23 protein-coding genes are annotated in these 23,655 nt (G+C 71.9%); 10 read left to right on the top strand and 13 right to left on the bottom strand.

All coding sequences use genetic code 11. From position 1 onward, the window contains the following. Positions 1–3 precede the first annotated feature (3 nt). The 3 genes from ACPPVO_RS08890 to ACPPVO_RS08880 are packed head-to-tail and all read left to right on the top strand — an operon-like array spanning position 4 to position 1,263. The gene (locus ACPPVO_RS08890) at positions 4–399 is read left to right on the top strand and encodes a RidA family protein (protein WP_426510739.1); all 396 of its coding nucleotides are present in this window, start codon (positions 4–6) and stop codon (positions 397–399) included. Between the two features lie 58 nt (positions 400–457). Continuing rightward, positions 458–697, top strand: coding sequence for a hypothetical protein (locus ACPPVO_RS08885; protein WP_426510738.1), 240 nt, complete (start codon positions 458–460; stop codon positions 695–697). Between the two features lie 5 nt (positions 698–702). Further along, the gene (locus ACPPVO_RS08880; RefSeq protein ID WP_426510737.1) at positions 703–1,263 is read left to right on the top strand and encodes a hypothetical protein; all 561 of its coding nucleotides are present in this window, start codon (positions 703–705) and stop codon (positions 1,261–1,263) included. Here ACPPVO_RS08880 and ACPPVO_RS08875 read toward each other — a convergent pair. Continuing rightward, a complete protein-coding gene (locus tag ACPPVO_RS08875; RefSeq protein WP_426510736.1) occupies positions 1,252–1,656 on the bottom strand; it encodes a GNAT family N-acetyltransferase in 405 nt (134 codons plus the stop codon). The genes ACPPVO_RS08880 and ACPPVO_RS08875 overlap by 12 nt on opposite strands. Further along, complete coding sequence (locus ACPPVO_RS08870) at positions 1,653–2,744, bottom strand: acyltransferase family protein (RefSeq protein ID WP_426510735.1); 1,092 nt, start codon at positions 2,742–2,744, stop codon at positions 1,653–1,655. Before ACPPVO_RS08870 ends, ACPPVO_RS08875 begins: the two co-directional genes overlap by 4 nt. 57 nt (positions 2,745–2,801) lie before the next feature. Between ACPPVO_RS08870 and ACPPVO_RS08865 the strand changes: the two genes are divergently transcribed. Further along, positions 2,802–3,353: a hypothetical protein gene (locus tag ACPPVO_RS08865; protein ID WP_426510734.1), complete on the top strand. Its 552-nt coding sequence runs from the start codon at positions 2,802–2,804 to the stop codon at positions 3,351–3,353. 266 nt (positions 3,354–3,619) lie between these two features. Here ACPPVO_RS08865 and ACPPVO_RS08860 read toward each other — a convergent pair whose 3' ends face one another. Continuing rightward, positions 3,620–3,919, bottom strand: coding sequence for a hypothetical protein (locus ACPPVO_RS08860; RefSeq protein WP_426510733.1), 300 nt, complete (start codon positions 3,917–3,919; stop codon positions 3,620–3,622). Between the two features lie 245 nt (positions 3,920–4,164). Between ACPPVO_RS08860 and ACPPVO_RS08855 the strand changes: the two genes are divergently transcribed. After that, positions 4,165–5,160, top strand: coding sequence for an ADP-ribosylglycohydrolase family protein (locus tag ACPPVO_RS08855; protein ID WP_426510732.1), 996 nt, complete (start codon positions 4,165–4,167; stop codon positions 5,158–5,160). A 48-nt stretch (positions 5,161–5,208) separates the two neighbouring features. On the opposite strand, the gene ACPPVO_RS08850 is transcribed toward ACPPVO_RS08855, so the two are convergent. The 3 genes from ACPPVO_RS08850 to ACPPVO_RS08840 all read right to left on the bottom strand — a co-directional run bounded on the left by ACPPVO_RS08850 (position 5,209) and on the right by ACPPVO_RS08840 (position 9,320). Continuing rightward, positions 5,209–8,070, bottom strand: coding sequence for a vitamin B12-dependent ribonucleotide reductase (locus ACPPVO_RS08850; protein ID WP_426514584.1), 2,862 nt, complete (start codon positions 8,068–8,070; stop codon positions 5,209–5,211). 83 nt (positions 8,071–8,153) lie between these two features. Then, positions 8,154–8,666 (bottom strand): transcriptional regulator NrdR, encoded by a 513-nt coding sequence (gene nrdR / locus ACPPVO_RS08845; protein ID WP_360388719.1) that lies wholly within the window; start codon positions 8,664–8,666, stop codon positions 8,154–8,156. 333 nt (positions 8,667–8,999) lie between these two features. Next, positions 9,000–9,320: a LysM peptidoglycan-binding domain-containing protein gene (locus tag ACPPVO_RS08840; RefSeq protein ID WP_360388722.1), complete on the bottom strand. Its 321-nt coding sequence runs from the start codon at positions 9,318–9,320 to the stop codon at positions 9,000–9,002. Positions 9,321–9,892: 572 nt separating this feature from the next. Here ACPPVO_RS08840 and lexA point away from each other — a divergent pair. After that, complete coding sequence (gene lexA / locus ACPPVO_RS08835; protein ID WP_426514583.1) at positions 9,893–10,573, top strand: transcriptional repressor LexA; 681 nt, start codon at positions 9,893–9,895, stop codon at positions 10,571–10,573. A 79-nt stretch (positions 10,574–10,652) separates the two neighbouring features. Here the strand turns inward: lexA and ACPPVO_RS08830 are convergent, their stop codons facing one another. Together ACPPVO_RS08830 and hflX are read right to left on the bottom strand one after the other, a co-directional pair. Then, positions 10,653–12,308 (bottom strand): hypothetical protein, encoded by a 1,656-nt coding sequence (locus ACPPVO_RS08830; RefSeq protein ID WP_426510731.1) that lies wholly within the window; start codon positions 12,306–12,308, stop codon positions 10,653–10,655. A gap of 98 nt (positions 12,309–12,406) precedes the next feature. Further along, positions 12,407–13,849: a GTPase HflX gene (hflX, locus tag ACPPVO_RS08825; protein ID WP_426514582.1), complete on the bottom strand. Its 1,443-nt coding sequence runs from the start codon at positions 13,847–13,849 to the stop codon at positions 12,407–12,409. Between the two features lie 117 nt (positions 13,850–13,966). Between hflX and ACPPVO_RS08820 the strand changes: the two genes are divergently transcribed. Further along, a complete protein-coding gene (locus ACPPVO_RS08820; protein ID WP_426510730.1) occupies positions 13,967–15,409 on the top strand; it encodes an NAD-dependent malic enzyme in 1,443 nt (480 codons plus the stop codon). Here the strand turns inward: ACPPVO_RS08820 and dapF are convergent. From dapF to ACPPVO_RS08805, 3 genes are read right to left on the bottom strand one after another with little or no spacing between them, the layout of a single operon-like run. Then, on the bottom strand, positions 15,400–16,254 hold the full coding sequence (gene dapF, locus ACPPVO_RS08815; protein ID WP_426510729.1) for a diaminopimelate epimerase: 855 nt from the start codon (positions 16,252–16,254) through the stop codon (positions 15,400–15,402). The genes ACPPVO_RS08820 and dapF overlap by 10 nt on opposite strands. Before the next feature lie 4 nt (positions 16,255–16,258). After that, positions 16,259–17,164, bottom strand: a complete 906-nt coding sequence (gene miaA / locus ACPPVO_RS08810; protein ID WP_426510728.1) for a tRNA (adenosine(37)-N6)-dimethylallyltransferase MiaA — start codon at positions 17,162–17,164, stop codon at positions 16,259–16,261. Next, positions 17,161–17,844, bottom strand: coding sequence for a hypothetical protein (locus tag ACPPVO_RS08805; RefSeq protein ID WP_426510727.1), 684 nt, complete (start codon positions 17,842–17,844; stop codon positions 17,161–17,163). The genes miaA and ACPPVO_RS08805 overlap by 4 nt, the downstream gene beginning before the upstream one ends. A gap of 196 nt (positions 17,845–18,040) precedes the next feature. Between ACPPVO_RS08805 and ACPPVO_RS08800 the strand changes: the two genes are divergently transcribed. Then, positions 18,041–19,249: a DUF349 domain-containing protein gene (locus ACPPVO_RS08800; RefSeq protein WP_360388740.1), complete on the top strand. Its 1,209-nt coding sequence runs from the start codon at positions 18,041–18,043 to the stop codon at positions 19,247–19,249. Positions 19,250–19,353: 104 nt separating this feature from the next. Here the strand turns inward: ACPPVO_RS08800 and miaB are convergent, their stop codons facing one another. Both miaB and surE read right to left on the bottom strand, forming a co-directional pair. Beyond that, a complete protein-coding gene (gene miaB, locus ACPPVO_RS08795; protein ID WP_426510726.1) occupies positions 19,354–20,820 on the bottom strand; it encodes a tRNA (N6-isopentenyl adenosine(37)-C2)-methylthiotransferase MiaB in 1,467 nt (488 codons plus the stop codon). A gap of 13 nt (positions 20,821–20,833) precedes the next feature. Further along, on the bottom strand, positions 20,834–21,601 hold the full coding sequence (gene surE, locus ACPPVO_RS08790) for a 5'/3'-nucleotidase SurE (RefSeq protein WP_426510725.1): 768 nt from the start codon (positions 21,599–21,601) through the stop codon (positions 20,834–20,836). Between the two features lie 190 nt (positions 21,602–21,791). On the opposite strand from surE, the gene ACPPVO_RS08785 reads away from it, so the two are divergent. Further along, a complete protein-coding gene (locus ACPPVO_RS08785) occupies positions 21,792–22,535 on the top strand; it encodes an amino acid ABC transporter ATP-binding protein (RefSeq protein WP_426510724.1) in 744 nt (247 codons plus the stop codon). A 135-nt stretch (positions 22,536–22,670) separates the two neighbouring features. Then, complete coding sequence (locus ACPPVO_RS08780; protein ID WP_426510723.1) at positions 22,671–23,633, top strand: transporter substrate-binding domain-containing protein; 963 nt, start codon at positions 22,671–22,673, stop codon at positions 23,631–23,633. The last annotated feature ends 22 nt before the right edge of the window (positions 23,634–23,655 follow it).

Raw genomic sequence — 23,655 nt, 5'->3', positions numbered from 1 at the left:
GTCATGAGGCTCGACAACCCCGCGGGTGTGACGGCGCCCGCCGGGCCCTATTCGCACGTTGCCCGGGTCGATGCCGGCGGCGCTACGTTGTTGTTCCTCGCCGGTCAGATCGCGGTCGGCGACGACGGGGCGATCGTCGGGGAGGGCGACATGGCGGCCCAGGCGCGGCACATCTTCGGTGTCGTGCGCGGCATTCTCGCGGCCCACGGTGCGGGATTCGCCGACGTCGCGCACATCCGTACGTTCGTCACCGATCTGGGGCTGCTGCCGGAGTACGGCACCGTGCGCCGCGAGCTGTTCCCCGGGACGCCGCCGGCCAGCACGACCGTCGAGGTGTCGCGGCTCTTCCGCGCGGGCGCGCTGCTGGAGGTCGAGGTGACCGCGGCCGTGCGGCGTTGACACAACCCTTACGTCGGGCCGCGGGTCGCGCTTACCCGCGGCCCGCACCATGGGCGCCATGAGACGAACGCTCGCCATCGCGCTGGCCGCGGCGCTGCTGTTCCTGGGCGGCTGCGGCAAGGATCGCGGACAGCGGCCCGCCGCACCAACCCCGCCGGCGGCGACCGTGACCACGGCCCCGGCCGCCACGACCGGCGGCGCGGCCGCCGACCAGGGCGGCGCGGACGTGGACCAGCTGCTCGACCAGGTCGGGCAGCAGCTCAGCAAGGACGCCCAGGCTCCTGAGGACGAGGACTGACGAGAATGAACCGGATCGCACGTACCCTGCTCGCCGCGACCGTCGTCGTCGGCGCCACGCTCGCCGTCGGCGCCCCCGCGAGCGCGGCCCCCACCCTCGACCAGGCCAAGCAGGCGGTCGCCGCGCGGATCGACAAGCGGCTCGACGCGCTCAAGCAGTTCGACGCCACGATCGGCGGCGCCAAGCAGCTCACCGCGGCGCACAAGGACACGCTCACCAAGCTCGTCGCCGACCAGCGCGGCGGCCTGACCGCGCTCAAGACCAAGGTCCAGGGCGAGACGACGGCGGCGGCGCTCAAGGCCGACGCGCAGAGCATGGTGAACGACTACCGCGTCTTCATGCTCACCGGCCCGAAGGTGCGCCTCACGGCCGCCATCGACACCGAGCTCGTGGTCGCGCACAAGACGGCGGGCACGGACGCGATTCAGAAGTCGCTGGAAGGGAAGGCCGACGCGCTGCTGGCGGTCAAGCCCGGCCCCGACGCCGACGCCATCAAGGCCGCGGTGAGCCCGATCCGCGACGCCGCCAAGGCCGCCCACAAGAGCCTGAAGGCGCTACGCAAGTGAGACTAGCCCGGCCGGCGTCGGGCTGAAGCCGCAGGACTCCAGGTAGAACTTCGTGAGGTGGGGTTCGAAGTCCACGTGGAGCCAGCGGCAACCGGTGGCCCTGGCCCCCTCGGCGGCCAGGGCCACCAGCCGTGTCCCGGCGCCCGTGCGGCGGTACGGCGCGGCGACCATCGTGTCCAGGACGAACGCGTGCTCGCCGCCGTCCCAGGCGACGTTCACGAAGCCGGCGAGGGCCGCCCCGTCGCGGGCGACGACCCAGCCGAGACTGTGCGCGTTGACCCGGGCCCACCAGTCGATCGGGCCGGCGGAGTCGCCGCCCCCGAAGCTGGCAGCGTGCAGGCGGCGCAGTTCGGGCGAGGTGAACGGGGCGCGCCAGGCGAAGGTGAGCGTCACCGCGCCAAGGTTAGGTGCCACTCGAAGACGCGGTGCTTCAGGGCGAGGGCCGGCCGCTCGACCAGGTGCCAGGAGGCCGCGGCCACGAGCAGGACCAGGGGCAGGCACAGCGCGACGTACGGCACGAGCCCCCACGCGGCCCCGCCGAAGTGCGCGACGGCCTGCTGGACGGGGAACGCGTAGATGTAGATGCCGTACGAGTAGTCGTGCTCCCGTCCGACCGCGTGCAGGCGGGGCGGGACGGTGCACGCGGCGTACAGCATCAGGTAGGCGAACGCCGGGTACCCGAGCACGAAGAAGCCCCCGTAGACGAGGCTGCCGGCGAGCACCAGCCCGGCGCCCAGCGCGATCGGCCACTTCAGGTAGACGTGGCCGGCGTACAGCTGCGCGCTCGCCCCGAGCAGGAACAGGAACCCGAGGTAGCAGGCGAGCTGCAGGTCCACGTAGCCCCATACCGGGAACGGGCCGAGCCCCCCGCGGTACTGCGGCGTCGTGGGACTCCGCACCGCGTCGAGCACGATGACGGCGTAGGCAACGCCCGCGAACAGCGGCACGGCCCACGGGGCGCGGCGCGGCAGCCCGGCGGCGATGAGGACCGTGAGGCCGCAGTAGCACAGCAGCTCGTACACCAGGCTCCACAGCGACCCGTTGACGACGCTGCCCTGCACGAGCCGGCCGTACGGGGTGTCGAGGAACATGGTGCCGATCCCCCACTGGTGCACGGAGCCGGCGAGGTTCGCGCGCACGAACCCCAGGTCGCCCGCGTGCCCGCTGACGGCGGCGGCGAGCGCGGTCGCGGCCAGGCAGACCCACAGGCCGGGGAAGATGCGCAGGAAGCGGTGCCAGGCGAAGCGCAGGGCCCCGCCGCGGCGCGCGGACGCGGCGACGAGGAACCCGGAGAGCACGAAGAACCCGTCGACGGCGAGGGTGCCGAGGTCGGTCTGGCCGCGGGTCAGGCCGTGACCGGGGTTGGGTTCGCCGAGGCCGAGCGGCCAGGCCTGGGCGACCAGCACCGTCAGCGCCAGGGTGAGCCGGAGCAGGCCGAGGCCGTTGGCCCGGGGGTCGTACCGCGCGCGCAGCGTCGTCACGTGAAGCCCAACGAACCGGACAGACACGAAGTTTCCCCGATAAATCGTTACACGTACGTGCCGATCCCCTCGCCCCGGCGTGTACAACTGCGCATCCCGGCCCTGGTCGCGGCCGCGTGGCTGCTGGTCACCGCCCTGTACGCGGCCCGCGCCGCCGTCGTCGTGCCGCCCCTGCTGCTGGTCGCCACCGCGGCCCTGCTGCGCGGCGGCCGCGGCCTGCTCGACCGGCTGATGCTCGCGGGCGCGGTGCTGCTCGGCGCCACCTGTGTGGACGGCCTCGTGTTCGCGTTCTGGCCGTGGGGCCTGCATCCGGTCGCCGTGGCCGGGACGGCCGCGACCGCGCTGATCCTGCTCGCGGCGTGGTCCCGGCGCCGCCCGCGCCTGCCCCGGCCGCGCTGGTCCGACGCGGTCGCGCTGGCCGCGGCCGGGGTCGTGGGCCTCGTCGCGGCGTGGCCGGTGTGGCACGCGGGGGCCGACCGGCGCCTGGCGATCATGCTCGACGGCGAGGACCTGGCCCGGCACGCGGCGGTCTTCGACGCCATCCGGCGCACCGGCGGCTACCTGTTCGCCGACCGCGCCCGGGCGAGCACCACGTCTACGGCGGCATGATCGACTATCCGCAGGGCTCGCACCTGCTGGCCGGGCTGCTCGACGGGTTCGCCCGGTCCTCGGCGGCGGATTTCGGCGGCGGTACCGGCATGCTGGCGCACTATCTCGCTGGTAGCCACCGGCCTGCTGACGCGGCGCGGGCGGCACAGCCGGATCTGGCGGCGGTACACGCTCGCCTTCGTCCCCGTCGCCGCGTTCGCCGGGGTGCTGCTGATCGGGCAGCGGCTGTTCGGGGTCGGCAGCGGGTACTACGCGAACAAGGCCCTCTACCTCGTCTTCGCCCTGCTGCTCGTGGGCGCGGGCGCGGTCGCGCTGCACCTGCCGCCGCCGGCCGTGTCCCGCCGCCACCGCTCGCTGCCGGCCGCGGTGCCGGCCCTCGTGGCGATCGTCGCGCTCACCGGGGCCGGGCGCGGCGACACGCCGTACCAGCCGCAGCCCGGCGGGTCCTGGGGTGCCTCGTGGCTGGCCGGCCCGGACGCGACGCGCACGGCCCAGGCGAACCTGCTGCTGCGGGCGTACTCGCGGCTGCCCGGCGACGCCCCCGTGCTCGTGGTCGGCGACGACACGGGCTACGAGTCGTACCGCCTGACCCTGTTCCTCTCCACGATGCAGCGCACGTCCGGCGCGACCGCGGGCGCCATCTACAACCACCTGCCGGTGACCGCGACCGGGCGCCTGGACGCCTCGGTCGCCGACGCCGGGCCCGGTGCGGCTGCTGGCCCTCTCCGACGCGGCGCAGCGGCGCGCCGAGGAGGTCCGCGCCCGCCATCCGCAGTGCCGGGTCGAGGTGGTGCGGGTATAGCTTTCCGGCATGTCAGTGAAGGCTTCCCTGTTCGGTCTCGCGTTCGGCGACGCGCTCGGCAAACCGACGGAGTTCCGCTCGTACGACGAGATCGTGGCCACGTTCGGCCCGCGCGGCCCCCGCGACCTGCCGCCGGGCGCCCTGGTCACCGACGACACCCAGATGGCCCTGGCCGTCGCCGGCGCCCTCGAGCTCGCTCTGACCACGCCGCCGCTGACCGCCGACCGGCTCGAGCCCCACCTGAACCGGCTGTTCGTCGAGTGGGCGCGCAGCCCGGAGAACAACCGCGCCCCCGGCAACACGTGCATGGCCGCGTGCGGCGCGCTCAGCCGCGGCGTGCCGTGGTGGGAGGCCACGGTGGCCGGCTCGAAGGGCTGCGGCGCCAACATGCGCGTGACCCCGATGGGCCTGGTCCCGGGCCTGACCGAGGACGAGCGCGCGGGCGCGGCCCAGCTGCAGGCCGCCCTCACCCACGGCCACCCGACCGGCCTGGCCGCCTCCGAGCTGACCGCCCTCGCCGTGCGCTGGCTGCTCGACGGCCTGCCCGTGGCCGAGCTCCCGGCGGCCCTGCGCGAGCGCTGTTCGACTCAGCGGGAGGTGTACCGCGGGGACTGGCTCGGTGACCAGCTCTGGCGGCGCTCGCCGGCCGGCTCCCCGGAGCGGTTCATCGCCACCGGCTGGGACGAGTGCGCGGACGCGCTCGCCGGCCTGGAGGACAAGGTCCGCTGGATCGGCCCGGACGCCGACCCGTGCCTGGCCGGCGGCGCGGGCTGGGTCGCCGAGGAGGCCCTCGCCACGGCCGTGTACTGCGTGCTGCTCTTCCCTGACTCGCCGGTCGACGCCATCGCGCGCGGCGCCGCCTCCTCGGGCGACTCGGACTCGATCGCCTGCCTGGCGGGTGCGTTCGCGGGCGCGGTCCACGGCGAGCCGGGCTGGCCCGCGCCGTGGTTCGGGCTGATCGAGTACCGCGACGAGCTCTCCCGCATCGCGGCCGCCTGGTCCTGAACGCGACGATGCCCGGGTCCGCACGGACCCGGGCATCGCGGTGTCACGTCAGCTGCAGCCGCTGGTGGAGCCGCAGCCCTCGCAGACGTAGCAGCTGCCCGCGGGGCGCATCTTCGTCCCGCAGGTGAAGCACAGCGGCGCGTCGGCCGCCTTGCCCTGCACCAGCTCGAGCAGCTCGGTCGAGGAGCCGATCCGCCGCGGCGGCTCGATCTCGGCGGGCTTCGCGGCCGGCTTGTCCTTCTCGGCGGCCGGCTTCTCCACCGGGGCCGAGTTGCGCATCTCGGTGAGGTCGACCTCGGAGTCGCCGCCGTTGCCCGCGGCCTCGGCGCGCAGCTGGGCCGCGCGCTCCGCCGAGGTGAGGATGCCGAGCTCCGAGCGGGTGTCGAAGTCCAGGAAGTCCAGGGCCAGGCGGCGGAAGATGTAGTCCATCACCGACGAGGCGAGGCGGATGTCCGGGTCGTCGGTCATGCCGGCCGGCTCGAAGCGCATGTTCACGAACTTCGAGACGTACGTCTCCAGCGGCACCCCGTACTGCAGGCCGATCGAGATGGCCACCGAGAACGCGTCCATGACGCCGGCGAGGGTCGAGCCCTGCTTCGACATCTTGAGGAAGACCTCGCCGAGGCCGTCGTCGGGGTAGGACGAGGCGGTCAGGTAGCCCTCGGCGCCGGCGACGGAGAACGACACCGTCGAGCTCGGCCGCTTCTTCGGCAGCCGCTTGCGCACCGGGCGGTACTCGATCACCTTCTCGGTCTTCACGACCTCCTGCACGACGGGCGCCGGCTCCTCCTTCTTGGAGGAGCTGACCGCCGACAGCGGCTGGCCGACCTTGCAGTTGTCGCGGTAGATCGCGAGCGCCTTGAGGCCGAGCTTCCAGCCCTGGTAGTAGATCTCCTCGACGTCCTCGACGGTCGCCGACTCCGGCATGTTGACCGTCTTGGAGATGGCGCCGGAGATGAACGGCTGGATCGCCGCCATCATCCGCACGTGGCCCATCGGCGCGATGGTCCGCTCGCCCATGGCGCAGTCGAAGACGCTGTAGTGCTCGGGGCGCAGCCCGGGCGCGTCGACGACGTGGCCGTGCGCCGAGATGTGCTCGACGATCGCCTCGACCTGCTCCTCCTGGTACCCGAGGGTGCGCAGGGCGCGGGGCACGGTCTGGTTGACGATCTGCATCGAGCCGCCGCCGACGAGCTTCTTGAACTTGACCAGGGCCAGGTCGGGCTCGACGCCGGTGGTGTCGCAGTCCATCATCAGGCCGATGGTGCCGGTCGGGGCCAGGACGCTGGCCTGCGAGTTGCGCCAGCCGTTCTTGGCGCCGATCTCGTTGCCGAGCGCCCACTGGGCCGTGGCCGCGTCCTTGATGGCGGCGTCGACGGCGCCGACGGTACCGATGACGACATTTGCTTCTGCGTGCTTGTGCATGACGCGGGCGTGCGCGGTCGCGTTGCGGGCGAAGCCGTCGTAGGCGCCGACCACCCCGGCCAGTTCGGCCGAGCGCCGGTACGCGGTGCCCGTCATCAGGCTGCTGATCGTGGCCGCGACGGCCCGGCCGCCCTCGGAGTCGTACGCCAGGCCGCTGGCCATGAGCAGCGCGCCCAGGTTCGCGTAGCCGATGCCGAGCTGGCGGTACGCGCGGCTGGTCTCGCCGATCTTCTCCGTCGGGAAGTCGGCGAAGGAGATCGAGATGTCCATCGCGGTGATGACCAGCTCGACCGACTTCACGAACTTCTCGACGGCGAAGGTGCCGTCGGCGTTGAGGTACTTGAGCAGGTTCAGCGAGGCCAGGTTGCAGCTGGAGTTGTCCAGGTGCATGTACTCGCTGCACGGGTTCGACCCGGTGATCCGCCCGGTCTCGGGGCAGGTGTGCCAGTCGTTGATCGTGTCGTCGTACTGGATGCCGGGGTCGGCGCACGCCCACGCGGCCTGGGCGAGCTTGTTGAACAGCTCCTTGCCCTTGACCGTCGAGATGATGCTGTTGTCCAGCCGCGAGCGCAGGCCGAACTCGGCGTCGTCCTCGACGGCGCGCATGAAGTCGGCCGAGACGCGGACGGAGTTGTTGGCGTTCTGGTACTGAACGCTGACGATGTCCTTGCCGCCGAGGTCCATGTCGAAGCCGGCGTCGCGCAGGGCCCGGATCTTGTCCTCTTCGCGGGCCTTGGTCTCGATGAACTCCTCGACGTCGGGGTGGTCGACGTCGAGGATGACCATCTTGGCCGCCCGGCGGGTGGCGCCGCCGCTCTTGATCGTCCCGGCCGACGCGTCCGCGCCGCGCATGAACGACACCGGGCCGCTGGCCGTGCCGCCGCTGGTCAGCAGCTCCTTGGAGGAGCGGATCCGCGACAGGTTGACGCCGGAGCCGGAGCCGCCCTTGAAGATCAGCCCCTCCTCCTTGTACCAGTCGAGGATCGAGTCCATCGAGTCGTCGACGGACAGGATGAAACAGGCGCTGACCTGCTGCGGCGACGACGTACCGACGTTGAACCAGACCGGCGAGTTGAAGCTGAACACCTGGTGCAGCAGCATCCAGGTCAGCTCATGGCCGAAGATCTCGGCGTCCTGCTCGGTCGCGAAGTACCCGTGCTGAAGGCCGGCCGCGACGTAGGTCGACACGACGCGGTCGATCAGCTGGCGCAGCGACTGCTCACGCTGCGGCGTGCCGACGGCGCCGCGGAAGTACTTGGTGGTGACGATGTTGGCGGCGTTGACGCTCCACGTCGCCGGGAACTCGACCCCCCGCTGCTCGAAGTTGATCGAGCCGTCCCGCCAGTTCGTCATGACGACGTCGCGACGCTCCCACGTCACCTCGTCGTAGGGGTGCACCCCCTCGGTCGTCCAGACGCGCTCGACCCGCAGCCCCTCCCGCTGGTCCTTGCGTGCCGACGTCTTCGTCTTCGTCTCCCCCGCCATCCGCGGCCCCCTCATCAGCGTGATCATCATTCGGTACCGCATGTGCGTACCGGAATTCGTTCTGTGCGCTTTTCTTGCTTTGGTCAGCCGACACGCGCGGTCGGCACGGTGGAGCCGTCCCCCGACGACTCGCTTTCCTTCACCGGCGCCTCGGCCCCGGCCCGCAGCGCCGCGATCTCCCGCTCGAAGTCGCCGAGCGAGTCGAACGACCGGTAGACGCTGGCGAACCGCAGGTACGCCACCTCGTCGAGGTCCCGCAGCGGCGCGAGGATGGCCAGCCCGACCTCGTGGCTGGGCAGCTCGGCCGCGCCCCGGGCCCGGACCGTCTCCTCGACCTTCTGCGCGAGGAGCGCGATGGAGTCCTCGTCGACGGGCCGGCCCTGGCAGGCCTTCCGCACCCCGGCGATGATCTTCAACCGGCTGAACGGCTCGGTCACCCCGCTGCGCTTGACCACGGCGAGCACCGCCTCCTCGACGGTGGTGAAGCGCCGCCCGCACTCCGGGCAGGACCGGCGCCGCCGGATGATCTGCCCATCCTCGGCCTCGCGAGAGTCGACAACCCTCGAGTCGGCGTGCCGACAGTACGGGCACCGCATGTCGATGGACCTCTCTCCAGGGTAGGCACACCAAACCGGACGAACGCCCTCGTGAGGCCTGCTCGCCGGAAAATTACAGTCAGTGAACAGCGGCTGCCGAATCCACAACCTGTGGACGACTTACACCCCTGTAACTACTACATCTTGGGGTAGACGCTATGCCGATGCCTACGCCGACGCAAGTCAAACGAGGATCCCGACCCTTTTGTGTCGCGACTCTCATTGGTAGTTCTCTGCCATGTGGACTTTTGCGGCAAGTCGGACGCCGCTTGCCCCGACTTGTCGGATTTATACCCTGAAAGATGATATTTAAGAGTCAGCGACGGCCGTACGTCAGCGGCGGCGGGGCAGGACCAGCCGTTGCCCGGCGTCGATGTCGTAGCCGTCGAGGTTGTTGAGCCGGCGGATCTCCTCCACGGTCGCGTCGCGCCCTTCGCGCCCCTTGGTGCGCGTCGCGATGTCCCAGAGCGTGTCGCCCGGCTGCACGATGACCGTCGGCGCCGGCCCCGGCGGGTCGGCCGCCTGCCCGGGCGCCGCGACGAGCGCGAAGAGCCCTCCGGCGACGGCCAGCAGGAAACAGAACACCACGATCCGCCCGCGCCGCGTGAGGCGAATCGGCCCGCTTTCGTGCCCGTTTTCGACCTGCCGTCCCATGTCGGCCCCCTTTTACGTACGCCTGTTCGATAGAACAGTCGTACGATGGTGTACCAGAGCGGGAAGACCCATGTCGAGCAGACTCGCCGAAAAATCGGCGCGCCACGTAGTACAGATGTTTGAAACTGGCGTACCCCGGCGTTACGGTGATCCACACACGATCAGCTTTCGATCGGGACTACCGGACCTATGTGACATCCCGGGCGCCCGCACGCGGGAGCCGCGAACGCACCATCGGGCCTCCGCACCCACGGATGCCCCGGCTCCCGCGGGCGCGGGAGCCACCGACACAAACACCGGCACCTGCGCCCGCAGGAGCCACCGATGCGACAACCGGGACCCGCACCCGCGCGGGGCCCGGGTGACGAGCCACCCCACGGCCCGTCAGCAGGCGCGGCGAACGCCCCGCGACTGCCAACACGAGGGAGGACGACGTGTCAGCCGACGACCGCACCGACGCACCCGCGAGCGAGCCGGACGAGCTCATCGACGGCCCCGGCGCCGAGGTCACCGCCATCGGCGGCCGCGCCGGCGCCAAGCGCGCCACCCGCCGCCGCGGCGGCGAGCCGGAGATGCGCGCGGTCACCGCCGTGGTCAGCGCCTTCCCCGACCTCTTCGCGGCCGACCTGACCGTCCGCCAGCGCCGCATCCTCGAGTTCATCCGCGCCGCGGTGGAGCGCAACGGCTATCCGCCGAGCGTGCGCGAGATCGGCGAGGCCGTGGGCCTGGTCTCCCCTTCGAGCGTGGCGTACCAGCTCAAGGAGCTCGAGCGCAAGGGCTACCTGCGCCGCGACCCCAACCGCCCCCGCGCCGTCGACGTCCGCCCGCCGAGCGAGCTCGTGGCGGTCGACGAGGAGGCGGCCCGCGCGGCCCGCCCGGCCCCCGCGTACGTGCCCGTCCTGGGCCGCATCGCCGCCGGCGGCCCGATCCTGGCCGAGCAGGCGGTGGAGGACGTCTTCCCCCTCCCCCGCGAGCTCGTCGGCGAGGGCACCCTCTTCATGCTCCAGGTCAAGGGCGACTCGATGCTGGACGCCGCGATCTGTGACGGCGACTGGGTGGTCGTGCGCCAGCAGCCCAACGCCAACAACGGCGAAATCGTGGCCGCCATGCTCGACGGCGAGGCCACCGTGAAGACCTACCGCAACCGCGACGGCCACGTGTGGCTGATGCCGCAGAACGCGGCCTTCGACCCCATCCAGGGCGACCTGGCCACGATCCTGGGCCGCGTCGTCACGGTCGTCCGCCGCATCTGACCCACGGACGTTCTGGTGGCCGGCTGAGCCAGGGAGCCGCCGGCCACAACCCTTGCCGCGGCGCTGGCCGCGACACGGCTCAGCGGTGGGGCGCGTAGCCCCGGTCGTAGCCGCCGTAACCGCCTTGGTCGCCGGGGCCGTAGCCGCCGCGGCCCTCCCGCGGAGGGGGGCCCTGGGCGAAGCCGCGCTGGTCGCCGCCGTAGCCGCCGCGCTGGTCGCCCGGCCCGCCGCCGTAGACGTTGCCGCCGCCGTCGCGTGGGGAACCACCGCCGTCGCGTGGGGAGCCGCCGCCACCGCCGTACACGCCGCCGCCCTGGCGGTTGCCGGGGCGGTCGCCACCGCCGCCGTAGACGTTGTTGCCGCCGTCGCGGCCGCCACCACCGCCACCGCCGCCCGCGCCGTAGACGTTGCCGCCGCCGGCCGGGCCCGCGCCGTACACGTTGCCACCGGGGCCGCCGCGGCCGCCACCGCCCGGCCCGGAGCCACCGTCCCGGCCGCCGGGGCCGCCCGGACCGTTGGGGCCGCCGCCGTAGACGCCCGGGCCGCCGCCGCCCACCGTGGCCGGCATCGCGAAGTCGCCGTCCGGGGCGTCGCCGCGCACGTTGCCGGTGTTCGAGCCCGCGGCGCGGCGGGCGGCGCGGGAGCGGCGGATGCCGATCACGCCCGCGATGACGAGGCCGAGGCCGAGGACGCCGATGAAGGCCACCGCGTACGTGATGTCCTGGAGGGTCAGCGACTGCAGGAACGACTGGTCCTTCGCCTTCGGCGAGGGCACGTTCGCCCCGTTGCCCCCCGACGCGACCGAGATGTCGGTCGGCGTGTACTTCAGCAGCGGCGCCTTCTTCGTGGCGTCCACGTCGGAGGCGGTCACGTAGTTCTTGCCGTCCGGCGTGTAGGTGATCGCCTCGCCCTGCGCCTCGTTCGGCAGCGGCGTGATGCGCGGCTTGCCGGTCGTCAGGGCCTTGACGATGTCGCCCCCGGCCACGTCGAACTCGTAGGCGTCGGACAACGTGCGCACGACGACCTTGGAGCCGTCGGGCGCGGCCGCGGCGCCGGTGATGAGCTTCCAGCCGAGCAGGTTCAGCGGGTTGGGGGTCTTGGTGTCCTGGAGGGACTTGAAGTCGCCGGCCTTCCTCAGCTTGACGCCGTTGGCCGTGTTCGGCACGAGCGCGGACTCGGCGATGTAGACCTCGTTCGGCGACGCCTTGGTGATGATGATCGGCAGGCCGTCGCCGTTGATGAGGAGGGCCTCGGCGTCGTGCTTCTTGCCGTCGGGGTAGGTCAGGCGGTTGATCACCGGGTTGGTCGAGCCGGGGGCCAGAGTCCAGATCGCCACGGTCTTGCGCGGGTTCTTCGAGCCCCCCGACGCCTCATCGTTGTCGCCGATGTCACCGACGTAGAGCGTGCCGTCCTTGCCCAGGGCGGCGTCCTCGGGGTCGATCGGCCGGCTCTGGTAGTTGATCGTCTTCAGCAGCTTGCAGCTGTCGTCGAGGAGCCAGATCTTGGACTTGGCCGGCTCGACCTGGCTGTCCTGGATGGCGTAGTACCCGCCGTCGGGCTTGGCCACGAGGCCCGAGACCTCGTTGACGTCCTTCGGGGCCGGCGAGCACACGGTGGCGCCCGCGCCCGTTCCGGCGGCGGACGTCGGCGACGGTGCGTAGGCGTCGGCCGGTGCCGACACCCCGGCCGACAGACAGATCACCGCAGCCGAACAGAGCACCACCCGTCGTCGCATCCCGCAAGTCTGGCAGAGCCGGACCGGCTTTGGGGTTGCCCGGTCCGGCTGTCACTCCAGGTAACTGCGGTGCGCGACGGAGAGTAACCGCCGATGGATCAGGACGAAACGGCGTACGGGGCCAGCTCGGCCGCCAGGCCCTCCGTGACCCGGGCCCGGACGCGGGTGCCCTCGGCCAGGTGGGAGGTCTCGAGGACCTCGCCGATCGAGTGGACGCGCGCCACGAGGTCGCCGCGCTCGTACGGCACGATCGCCGTCAGCTCGATGGCCGGCCACGGCAGCCCCTGCTCGATCGCCGCGCGCACGTCGTCGAGGCCGGCGCCGGTGCGGGCGGAGGCGAACACGGCCGTCGGCCACAGGCCCTTCAGCCGCAGCTGGGTCTCCTCGTCGGCCGCGTCGACCTTGTTGATGACCAGCAGCTCGGGTACGGCATCCGCACCGACCTCGGCGAGGACCTCGCGCACGGCGCGGACCTGCGCCTCGGGGTCGGGGTGGGAGCCGTCGACCACGTGGAGTACCAGATCGGCCTCCGCCACCTCCTCCAGCGTCGACCGGAAGGCCTCGACCAGCTGGTGCGGCAGGTGCCGGACGAAACCGACGGTGTCCGAGAGCGTGTAGATCCGCCCGTCGGCGGCCCGCGTCCGGCGCGTGGTCGTGTCCAGGGTGGCGAACAGCGCGTTCTCCACCAGCACGCCCGCCCCGGTGAGGCGGTTGAGCAGGCTGGACTTGCCGGCGTTGGTGTAGCCGGCGATCGCCACGGCGGGCACGCGGTTGCGCCGGCGGGTCGCCCGCTTGGTGTCGCGGATGGTCGCCATCGCCGCGATCTCGCGCTTGAGGCGGGAGATGCGGGTCCGGATGCGGCGCCGGTCGATCTCGAGCTTGGTCTCACCGGGGCCGCGCAGGCCCACGCCGCCGTTGCCGCTGGCCGAGCCGCCGGCCTGCCGGCTGAGCGCCTCACCCCAGCCTCGCAGGCGCGGCAGGAAGTACTGCAGCTGCGCCAGCTCGACCTGGGCCTTGCCCTCCTTGCTCTTGGCGTGCTGGGCGAAGATGTCGAGGATCAGCGCCGTGCGGTCGATGACCTTGACGTTGACCCGCGACTCCAGCTGCCGCAGCTGGGACGGCGACAGCTCGCCGTCGCAGATGACGGTGTCGGCGCCGCTGCTGACGACCACGGCCCGCACCTCGTCGACCTTGCCGCGGCCGATGAAGGTGGCCGAGTCGGGGCGGCTGCGGCGCTGGATGAGGCCGTCGAGGACCAGGGAGCCGGCGGTCTCGGCGAGCGCGGCCAGCTCGGTCAGCGAGTTCTCGGCGTCGGTGACGGTGCCCTCGGTCCAGACGCCGACCAGCACGACGCGCTCGAGGCGCAGCTGGCGGTACTCGACCTCGGTGACATCCACGAGTTCGGTGGACAATCCGGCGACACGCCGCAGGGCATGCCGCGCCTCGAGTTCGAGCTCGCCGTCGTCAACGAAGTCCTCGAACTCCTCAGCGTCCGCGTCGTAGGCGTCTGCGGAAAAGCTCGTTCGTGCGCGCAATGCGATCTCTCCTCGCTAAAGGGGGGTTCAACCTGTCAATCGTGACACTTGTCGGGGTGAGACGGCACTTGATATCCGCACCCGGTGCGGCGGCCGGGGGACGCGGAGGGTGAGAATGGGCTCGTGACACCTGCCACACACAGACTGCCCAGCGCCGGGTTCTCTCTCACCATCCGTGTCTCCGTCGTGGCCGACGCCTCCGCCATCGGCCGCCTGACCACCGCGGTCGGCGAGGCCGGCGGCATCGTCACCGCCGTCGACGTCGTCGACTCCGACAACGCCAACGTGGTCGTCGACCTCACCTGCGACACCGCCGACTCCCCCCACGCCGAGCAGGTCGTGGCGTGCCTGGAGAAGCTCGACGGGGTCGACGTGCGCAAGGTCTCCGACCGCACGTTCCTGCTGCACCTCGGCGGCAAGATCGAGGTCGCGCCCAAGGTCGCGCTGCGCAACCGCGACGAACTCTCCCGCGCCTACACCCCCGGCGTGGCCCGGGTGTGCCTGGCCATCGCCGAGAACCCCGACGACGCCCGCCGGCTCACGATCAAGCGCAACACGGTCGCCGTGGTGACCGACGGCTCGGCCGTGCTCGGCCTCGGCAACATCGGGCCCTATGCGGCGATGCCGGTCATGGAGGGCAAGGCCGCGCTGTTCAAACGCTTCGGCGGGGTCGACGCCTGGCCGGTGGTGCTCGACACCCAGGACACCGACGAGATCATCGCGATCGTGAAGGCGATCGCGCCCGCGTACGGCGGGATCAACCTCGAGGACATCGCCGCCCCGCGCTGCTTCGAGATCGAGGAGCGGCTGCGCGCGCAGCTCGACATCCCCGTGTTCCACGACGACCAGCACGGCACGGCCATCTGCGTGCTGGCCGCGCTGACGAACGCGCTGCGCGTGGTCGGCAAGCAGATCGGCCAGGTCAAGGTCGTGGTGAGCGGGGCCGGCGCCGCCGGTACGGCCATCATGAAGCTTCTGCTCCGCCAGGGCGTCGGCGACGTGATCGCCACCGACCGGCCCGGTGCGCTGCACCGCGGCATGACCGGTCTCACGCCCGCGTGGCAGTGGCTGGTCAACCACACCAACAAGGACAATTACGCCGGCGACCTGCGCGGGGCGCTGCGCGGGGCCGACGTGTTCATCGGGGTGAGCGCGCCCAACCTGCTCACCGGCGACGACATCGCCACGATGGCGCCGCAGTCGATCGTGTTCGCGCTGGCCAACCCCGACCCGGAGGTCGACCCGCGGGAGGCCCGCGAGCACGCCGCGATCGTCGCCACCGGCCGCTCCGACCAGCCGAACCAGATCAACAACGTGCTCGCGTTCCCGGGCGTGTTCCGGGGCATGCTCGACGCCCAGGCGCGCGAGTTCACCGAGGCGATGGCGCTCGCGGCCGCGCAGGCGATCGCGGACACGGTCGGCGAGGACAAGCTCAACCCGTCGGTCATCGTGCCGAGCGTGTTCGACGCGCGGGTCGCAACCGCGGTCGCCGCGGCCGTGCGGGCCGCGGCGAAGGGTCCCCAGCTGGACTCGACCCCGGACGGGGAGCACCCGGCTCAGGAGTAGGTGGGCGCCAGCTGCCGGATGGCCTGCGCGTCGACGTCGCCGTGCGCGACGATGACCGCAGGCCCCTGCAGCCGGCACTCCGCCGGCGACAGGGTGACGGTGAGCCGGCCGCCGAGCACGTCGACGATCACGGTGCCGGTCTCGAGGCCGGCGTGGTGCACCGCGACCGCCGCGACCGCGCACGCGCCCGAGCCGCAGGACTGGGTCTCGCCGGAGCCGCGCTCGTACACGCGCATCCGCCGGTACAGGTCGGCGCCGGCCGGGGCCGGGCCCACCGCGGCGAACTCGACGTTGACGCCGGCCGGGAAGATCAGCGGGTCGATCACGGGCGCCCGGCTCAGGTCGAGGCCCTCCAGGGTCGGCTCGTCGACCGCGCAGACGAGGTGCGGGTTGCCGACGTCGACCGCGGTCCCGCCGAAGCCCGCCCCGTTGGTGACGGCCTCGCTCTGGACATAAACCCGCGGAACGGGCATTCCCGCCGAGATCTCCTCGCCCATGGTGACCGGTACCACGCCGGCCCGGGTCACCAGGTCGAACGTGCCCTCGGGGGCGACCAGGCCGGCCTCGGCGAGGTAGCGCGCGTAGACGCGGACCCCGTTGCCGCACATCTCCGACTGCGACCCGTCGGCGTTCCAGTAGTCCATGAACCACTCGGCGCCCGCCGAGGACGCCTCCGCGTCCGGGTGGGCGGCGCTGCGCACGACCCGCAGGACGCCGTCGGCGCCGATGCCACGGCGCCGGTCGCACAGGGCGGCGACGAAGGCCGGGGTCAGGGGCAGGGTGCCTTCGGGGTCGGGCAGGATGACGAAGTCGTTGCCCGTGCCGTGGCCTTTCGCGAAGCGCATGGCGTCAATCTTGCCGCACGGCGCCCAGGGCCGCCCGCGTGATGTCCGCCGCCGCGCCGTCGAGCCAGACGATCCGCTCGTCGCGGCGGAACCAGGAGCGCTGCCGCCGGACGAAACGCCGGGTGGCGCGGGCCGTCTCGGCGCGGGCTTCCGCGGCCCCGCAGAGCCCGTCGAGCAGGTTCATGATCTGGCGGTACCCCAGCGCGCCGCTCGCCGTGCGCCCGTCGCGCAGCCCGCGGCCGAGCAGGCCGCGCACCTCCTCCACGAAGCCCAGCGCCCACATCTGCTCGACGCGCGCGTCGATCCGCGCGTCGAGCAGCGCCGTGTCGACGTCGACGCCGAGCTGGAGGGCGTCGTACACCCGGCGCGGCTGCGGCAGCTGCGCGGTGAAGGCGGTGCCGGTCAGCGCGTTCACCTCGAGGGCGCGCACGATGCGCCGGCCGTTGCTGGGCAGGATGCGCCCGGCGGCGACCGGGTCGGCCGCCTGCAGCCGGGCGTACAGCGGCGCGGGCCCGACCTCCTGCAGCTCCCGCTCCAGCTCGGCGCGCAGCTCGGGGTCGGTGCCGGGGAAGTCGAAGTCCTCGAGCACGGCCCGCACGTAGAGGCCGGAGCCGCCGACGAGCAGCGGTACGCGTCCGCGCGCGGCGATGTCCTCGATCGCGGCGCGGGCGAGGCCCTGGTACACGGCCACGCTGGCCGGCTCGGTGACGTCCCATATGTCCAGGACATGGTGCGGGACACCGGCGCGCTCGGGCTCGGTGAGCTTGGCGGTGCCGATGTCCATGCCGCGGTACAGCTGCATGGAGTCGGCGTTGACGACCTCCCCGCCCAGCTCGTCCGCGAGGCGCAGGCTCAGCGCCGACTTGCCCGCGGCCGTCGGGCCGACGATGGCGATGACGTCGTGCGTCATGCTTCCTCCGCACTCCACTTCGCCACGAAGTAGGCGACACCGTACGGAGCGGAGTCGTACAGCAACTCCCCGTGCATGTCGCGGTCCTTGGCCCCGGCGAGCACCTGCCACGGCGCGCGGCCGGCGACGAGCAGCTCGGTCGCCTCGGCCGGGTCGATCGCGGCCAGCGCGGCGGCGTCGGCCCCGGCGAGGGCGGCGGCGACGGCGGCGTCGAAGGCCTCGGCGCGCGGGTCGAAGAAGCCGGGCGCCTTTTCGGTACGGCACGCAGAGCCGTCGCCGAGCACCAGCAGCCCGACCCGCTCGGCCTCGCCGGCCAGCTTGCGGCCGAGGCGCGCGCACTCGCCGGGATCGGCGTCGGCGGCCACGCTCTGGAAGTTTCCGGCCGCCGGGGCCAGCCACGCGCCGATCAGGAGGCTGAGCGGAAGCTGCTCGCCGGACGGGTCACCGATCGGGAGATCGATGCCCCACGGGGAGAGGGTCCCCCCGAACGGGGGGTCACGGCGTACCGTCGTGCTATCAGAACCGAGGACGATGAGCGAGTCGACCGAGGCATCCGCCAGGTGCGCCACCGCGGCGCGGCAGGCCGCCCGCAGGTCGTCGAGCTCGGACGCCGCCCCGGCGGCCAGCTCCGGCACGAGCAGTGGCGGATGTGGGCAGACTGCGGCGGCGACGAGTGACACGACCTAACGTTATCGGGGACGGTCTCTGCGAAGCTCTGCGGCCTTTGAATGGCACCGGAATGGTCACGGTTCGGCCGCAGGCCCTCGACCGGCCCCGGGGCACACCTGTGAGAATGCCCTGGGGAACTTTGCTGTGCGATGGCGGCGTGAAGGTGGGATACCCGATCCTACGGGCGCCGGGAGCGAGGATGGGCAGATGAGCGACCCTACGGAGTTCGGACGGATCGACACCGACGGCAATGTCTTCGTGAAGACGGCCGCCGGTGAGCGCCCAATCGGGTCCTGGCAGGCCGGGACGCCCGAGGAGGGCCTGGCCCACTTCGCGCGCCGGTTCGCCGACCTGGTGACCGAGGTCGACCTGATCGAGGCGCGGCTCGGCAGCGGCGCCGCCGACGCCGGCCAGTCGCTGTCCACCATCCGCCGTCTGCGCAGCGGCCTCGACGAGGCCCACGTCGTGGGTGACATCGACGGCCTCGCCGCCCGGCTGGACAAGCTCACGGCGATCGCCGAGGAGAAGGCCGGCGCCGCGCGGGCCGCCCGCGACGCGGCCCGGGCCGAGTCGCTCGCCCGCAAGACCACCCTGGTCGAGGAGGCCGAGCTCATCGCGTCCGAGGCGACCGGCTGGAAGACGGCCGGCGACCGCCTCAAGGAGATCCTCGACGAGTGGAAGGCGATCCACGGCGTCGAGAAGAAGGCCGAGAGCGAGCTCTGGAAGCGCTACGCCGCCGCCCGCGACGCCTTCACCCGCCGCCGCGGCGCCCACTTCGCCACCCTGGACTCCACCCGCAAGCAGGCCCAGGGCCGCAAGGAAGAGCTCGTCATCGAGGCCGAGGGCCTGTCGGAGTCCACCGAGTGGAACGCGACGGCCGCCCGCCTCAAGGAGCTCATGAACGAGTGGAAGACGGCCCCGCGCGCCGCGAAGGACACGGAGCAGAAGCTCTGGGAACGCTTCCGGGCCGCTCAGGATGCCTTCTTCAAGCGGCGTAGCGAGGTATTCTCGGCCAGGGATGCCGAGTTCAAGGGCAACCTCGAGCGCAAGCAGGAGCTCCTGGCCCAGGCCGAGGCCCTGGACATCGACGGCGACCCGAAGGGCGCGCAGAACAAGCTGCGCGAGATCCAGGGCACCTGGCACGAGGTGGGCCGCGTGCCCCGCGAGTCGCAGGCGACCCTGGACCGCCGCCTCCGCAACGTCGAGGACAAGGTCAAGTCCGCGATGGACGCGGCGTGGCGCCGCACCCCGCCCGAGGCCAGCCCGCTGCTCGCCCAGATGCGCGAGCAGGTGGCCCGGGCCGAGCAGCAGCTGGCGAGCGCCCAGGCCGCCGGCGACCAGCGGCGCATCAAGGAGGCCGAGAAGGCCCTGGAGTCGAAGCGCAAGTTCCTGGCCATGGCGGAGCACACCGCCTGACGGACTTCTCCGGTGACGGGCAGCGTCCCGTCCGACATAGAAAGTTGACCACTACACGCCGCGTGCGTGTAGTGGTCAACGCTTTTCAGAGGTCTTTCCGCCGGTCAGCAGTGGGTCGTGGCCGGCTGCGGGGGCGGCGCGCCGATCGACGGCATGCCCAGCGAGACCCCCGGCGTCCGCGTCACCCGCCCGGCCTCCCAAGCGTCGCCCGCCCGGGTGCGGCGGTGCGACACGAGCGGCCCGTCGGCGTTGAGGTGGTGCGGCGCCGCGTACGTCACCGTGGTGTGCACGATGTCCCCCGGCCGGATGCCCGCGTCCGCGTCCGCCGCGAAGTGCACCAGCCGCCCGTCCCGGGCCCGGCCCGAGAGCCGCCCCGTCGCCGTGTCCTTGCGCCCCTCACCCACGGCCGCGAGCACCTCGAGCGTCGTACCGACCAAGCGCTTGTTCTCGGCCCAGCTGATCTCCTCGAGCACGGCGATCAACCGGTCGTAGCGCTCCTGGACCACGGCCTTCGGCACCTGCAGGTCCATCGAGGCCGCCGGGGTGCCGGGGCGCTTCGAGTACTGGAACGTGAACGCGCTGGAGTAGCGGGCCGCGCGCACCACGTCGAGCGTCCGCTCGAAGTCGGCGTCGGTCTCGCCCGGGAAGCCCACGATGATGTCGGTGGTGATCGCGGCGTCCGGCATGGCCGCGCGGACCTTCTCGATGATCCCCAGGTACTTCTCCGCGCGGTACGAGCGCCGCATCGCCCGCAGCACGTCGTCCGAGCCCGACTGCAGCGGCATGTGCAGCGAGTGGCACACGTTCGGCGTCTCGGCCATGGCCGCGATCACGTCGTCGGTGAAGTCCTTCGGGTGCGGGCTGGTGAAGCGCACGCGCTCCAGGCCGTCGACCGAGCCGCAGGCGCGCAGAAGCTTGCCGAACGCGTACCGGTCGCCGAACTCGACCCCGTAGGAGTTCACGTTCTGGCCGAGCAGCGTCACCTCGAGCACGCCCTCGGCCGCCAGCGCCCGGACCTCGGCCAGCACGTCGCCCGGCCGGCGGTCCTTCTCGCGGCCGCGCAGCGCCGGCACGATGCAGAACGTGCACGTGTTGTTGCAGCCGACCGAGATGGAGACCCAGCCGGCGTAGGTGGACTCGCGGCGGGTCGGCAGCGTCGACGGGAAGACCTCGAGCGACTCGAGGATCTCGACCTCGGCGGCGGCGTTGTGCCGGGCGCGCTCGAGCAGCACCGGCAGCGAGCCGATGTTGTGGGTGCCGAAGACGACGTCGACCCAGGGCGCCTTCTTCACGATGTCGCCGCGGTCCTTCTGGGCCAGGCAGCCGCCGACGGCGATCTGCATGCCGGGGTGCGCGAGCTTCGTGGGGCGCAGGTGGCCGAGGTTGCCGTAGAGCCGGTTGTCCGCGTTCTCCCGCACCGCGCACGTGTTGAACACGACCACGTCGGGCTCGCCGTCGCCGGCCGCCGGCACGTAGCCGGCCTCCTCCAGCAGCCCGGAGATGCGCTCGGAGTCGTGCGCATTCATCTGGCAGCCGTAGGTGATCACGCGGAAGGTACGAGTGTCAGTCATAGCGAGGCAAAGCTTAGCCCCCGATGTGTTCGCCGGCCGTATCCACGAGCCCCGGCAGCTCCACGTCCGCCGCCTCGCCGGGCGGGAACAGGGGCGTGACCGCGACGTACCCGTCACGCAGCCACCCGTCGTCGCTGCCCGGCTCGGGGACCTCCCCCACCTGCTCCAGGGACATGCTCACGAAGCCCTCGCCGCGCTCGCGCAGCGTCATCTGCACGATGCCGAACTCGGCCAGGTGGGCCCGGCGGATGCCGCGCAGCGCGCCGGCCTCGACGTCGGGCACGTTGACGTTGAGCGCGAACGGGCCGTTCAGCAGCGGTAACAGGTCGACCGCGACCTCCGCGGCGGTGTCCCAGTTGGCCTCGACGGCGTCCGGGGGCACGTCGAGGGAGACCGCGAGCGCCGGGCAGCCGTTGGCCACGGCGGTGAGGGCGGCCCCGACGGTGCCGGAGTGCAGCACCGCGGCGCCGGTGTTGGGGCCCCGGTTGATGCCGGACACGACCACGTCCGGCGGCGGCCCGAACGCACCCCGGGTGGCCAGCAGCACGATGAAGGCCGGCGTTGCCGAAACCGCAAAAGCGGCGGCGGTACCGTCGATGCCTCGCTCTTCCATCTGGATGCGCCCGCCGTCGTCGACCGCCAGCAGGGCGGCGCTCGCGCCCGAGGACTCCTCCACGGGCGCGGCGACCACCGTCTCGTACCCGGCGCGCATCACCCACTCGGCGAGCGTGAGCAGGCCGGGGCTGTCGATGCCGTCGTCATTGGTCACGAGGATCCGCATGGCCATCAGCATCGCCGGGTTGCTCGTTGTGATCAAACGGAGGCTGTAGGGAACCTGTCAGGGACACGTCACGCAATTCGGACGTCGTTATCGGCCCGTGACCACTGTGTCGCGGATCAGCAGCCTTTGCCCGGCTAACGTCATTCGCACTGGGCAGGCGACGCGGCGTCGCGACATAGTGGGGCGGGACATGACGGCAGAGCCTTTGATCGTGCTCAACGGCGTGAACAAGTGGTTCGGCGAGCTGCACGTGTTGAAGGACATCAACCTGTCGATCGGCCGCGGCGAGGTCGTCGTGGTGGTCGGCCCCTCGGGGTCGGGCAAGTCGACGCTCTGCCGGGCGATCAACCGGCTCGAGCCCATCAACGACGGCGAGATCGTGTTCGACGGCACGCAGCTGCCGGCGGAGGGCAAGCCCCTCGCCCGGCTGCGCAGCGAGGTCGGCATGGTCTTCCAGTCGTTCAACCTCTTCGCGCACAAGACGATCCTCGAGAACGTCATGCTCGGGCCGGTCAAGGTGCGCAAGGAGAAGCCCGCCGTGGTCCGCGAGCGCGCGGCGGCCCTGCTCCAGCGGGTCGGCATCGCGCAGCAGGCGGAGAAGTACCCGGCCCAGCTCTCCGGCGGCCAGCAGCAGCGCGCGGCGATCGCGCGCGCCCTGGCGATGCAGCCCAAGGCGATGCTGTTCGACGAGCCGACGAGCGCGCTCGACCCGGAGATGGTCGGCGAGGTGCTCGACGTCATGACCGGCCTGGCCAAGGAGGGCATGACGATGGTCGTCGTCACCCACGAGATGGGCTTCGCCCGGCACGCGGCCAACCGCGTCGTGTTCATGGCCGACGGCCAGCTGGTCGAGGAGGCGGCGCCGGCGGAGTTCTTCGCCAACCCGCGCACCGACCGGGCCAGGGACTTCCTCTCGAAGATCCTGACTCACTAGAGCGGCTTCGCCGCACACGCCACTGACATAGATCACACCCTCGGCACACGAGACGGCGCACCACCCCGGTTGCGCCAACGGCCGCCCGGCTCGCCCGGGATCGGCTCTGAGGTAATGGAAGGAGCACACCAGAACATGCGAATCATGCGCATCGCGGCCATCGCCGCCGTCGCCACGCTTTCACTCGGCCTTGCTGCCTGCGGCAAGGAGGGCACGCCCACGCCGGAGACCCCGGCGGGCTCCGGCGCGCCCCAGGCGGCGAGCGACGCCTGCACGTCGTCCGGCGTGGCGCTGACGCCCGCCTCGGGCGTCGACATCGCGGGCAGCCCGACGTTCGCGAAGATCAAGTCGGCCGGCAAGGTCATCGTGGGCGTCAAGTTCGACCAGCCGAACCTCGGCTACAAGGACGCCTCGGGCAAGCGCTGCGGCTTCGACATCGAGATCGCCCAGCTGGTCGCCTCGAAGCTCGGCATCGACCCGTCGAAGATCGAGTACAAGGAGGTCGCGTCCGCGAACCGCGAGACGTCGATCAAGGGTGGCGAGGTCGACTACTACGTCGGCACCTACTCGATCACCGACAAGCGCAAGGCCGACGTCTCCTTCGCCGGGCCGTACTTCATCGCCGCGCAGGACCTGCTGGTGCGCAAGGACGACACGTCCATCACCGGCTCGGCGTCGCTGAAGGGCAAGAAGGTCTGCTCCGCCACCGGCTCGACGCCGATCCAGCGGGTGCGTGACCAGAAGCTCACCGAGGACAGCAACATCGTGGAGTTCAAGACCTACTCCGAGTGCGTCTCGCAGCTGATCGACAAGAAGGTCGACGCGGTCACCACCGACGACGCGATCCTCAAGGGCTACGCCGCGCAGAACCCGAGCCTGCTGAAGGTCGTCGGCAAGCCGTTCACCGACCCGGCGACCGGCAAGCCGTACCCGGAGAAGTACGGCATCGGCCTGGCCCACGACGACAAGGCGCTGCGCGACTTCGTCAACGCCTCGCTGGAGAAGGCCGAGCAGGACGGCACCTGGCAGAAGATCTACGACGGCACCCTGGGCAAGTCCGGCTCCACCGCGACGATCCCGCCGCTCGAGAAGTACTGATCCTGACCACGGGACGCCGCCC

It is taken from the genome of Dactylosporangium sp. McL0621 (genome assembly GCF_049995355.1).
GTDB lineage: Bacteria > Actinomycetota > Actinomycetes > Mycobacteriales > Micromonosporaceae > Dactylosporangium.
This window is presented reverse-complemented; position numbering and strand designations above follow the sequence as displayed.

Coding starts and splice junctions, on each gene's coding strand:
- ACPPVO_RS08890 (WP_426510739.1), top strand. CDS start 4: ATGAGGCTCGACAACCCCGCGGGTGTGACGGCGCCCGCCGGGCCCTAT.
- ACPPVO_RS08885 (WP_426510738.1), top strand. CDS start 458: ATGAGACGAACGCTCGCCATCGCGCTGGCCGCGGCGCTGCTGTTCCTG.
- ACPPVO_RS08880 (WP_426510737.1), top strand. CDS start 703: ATGAACCGGATCGCACGTACCCTGCTCGCCGCGACCGTCGTCGTCGGC.
- ACPPVO_RS08855 (WP_426510732.1), top strand. CDS start 4,165: ATGTCAGTGAAGGCTTCCCTGTTCGGTCTCGCGTTCGGCGACGCGCTC.
- ACPPVO_RS08850 (WP_426514584.1), bottom strand. CDS start 8,070: ATGGCGGGGGAGACGAAGACGAAGACGTCGGCACGCAAGGACCAGCGG.
- nrdR (WP_360388719.1), bottom strand. CDS start 8,666: ATGCGGTGCCCGTACTGTCGGCACGCCGACTCGAGGGTTGTCGACTCT.
- ACPPVO_RS08840 (WP_360388722.1), bottom strand. CDS start 9,320: ATGGGACGGCAGGTCGAAAACGGGCACGAAAGCGGGCCGATTCGCCTC.
- lexA (WP_426514583.1), top strand. CDS start 9,893: ATGCGCGCGGTCACCGCCGTGGTCAGCGCCTTCCCCGACCTCTTCGCG.
- ACPPVO_RS08830 (WP_426510731.1), bottom strand. CDS start 12,308: ATGCGACGACGGGTGGTGCTCTGTTCGGCTGCGGTGATCTGTCTGTCG.
- dapF (WP_426510729.1), bottom strand. CDS start 16,254: ATGCGCTTCGCGAAAGGCCACGGCACGGGCAACGACTTCGTCATCCTG.
- miaA (WP_426510728.1), bottom strand. CDS start 17,164: ATGACGCACGACGTCATCGCCATCGTCGGCCCGACGGCCGCGGGCAAG.
- ACPPVO_RS08800 (WP_360388740.1), top strand. CDS start 18,041: ATGAGCGACCCTACGGAGTTCGGACGGATCGACACCGACGGCAATGTC.
- miaB (WP_426510726.1), bottom strand. CDS start 20,820: ATGACTGACACTCGTACCTTCCGCGTGATCACCTACGGCTGCCAGATG.
- surE (WP_426510725.1), bottom strand. CDS start 21,601: ATGCGGATCCTCGTGACCAATGACGACGGCATCGACAGCCCCGGCCTG.
- ACPPVO_RS08785 (WP_426510724.1), top strand. CDS start 21,792: ATGACGGCAGAGCCTTTGATCGTGCTCAACGGCGTGAACAAGTGGTTC.
- ACPPVO_RS08780 (WP_426510723.1), top strand. CDS start 22,671: ATGCGAATCATGCGCATCGCGGCCATCGCCGCCGTCGCCACGCTTTCA.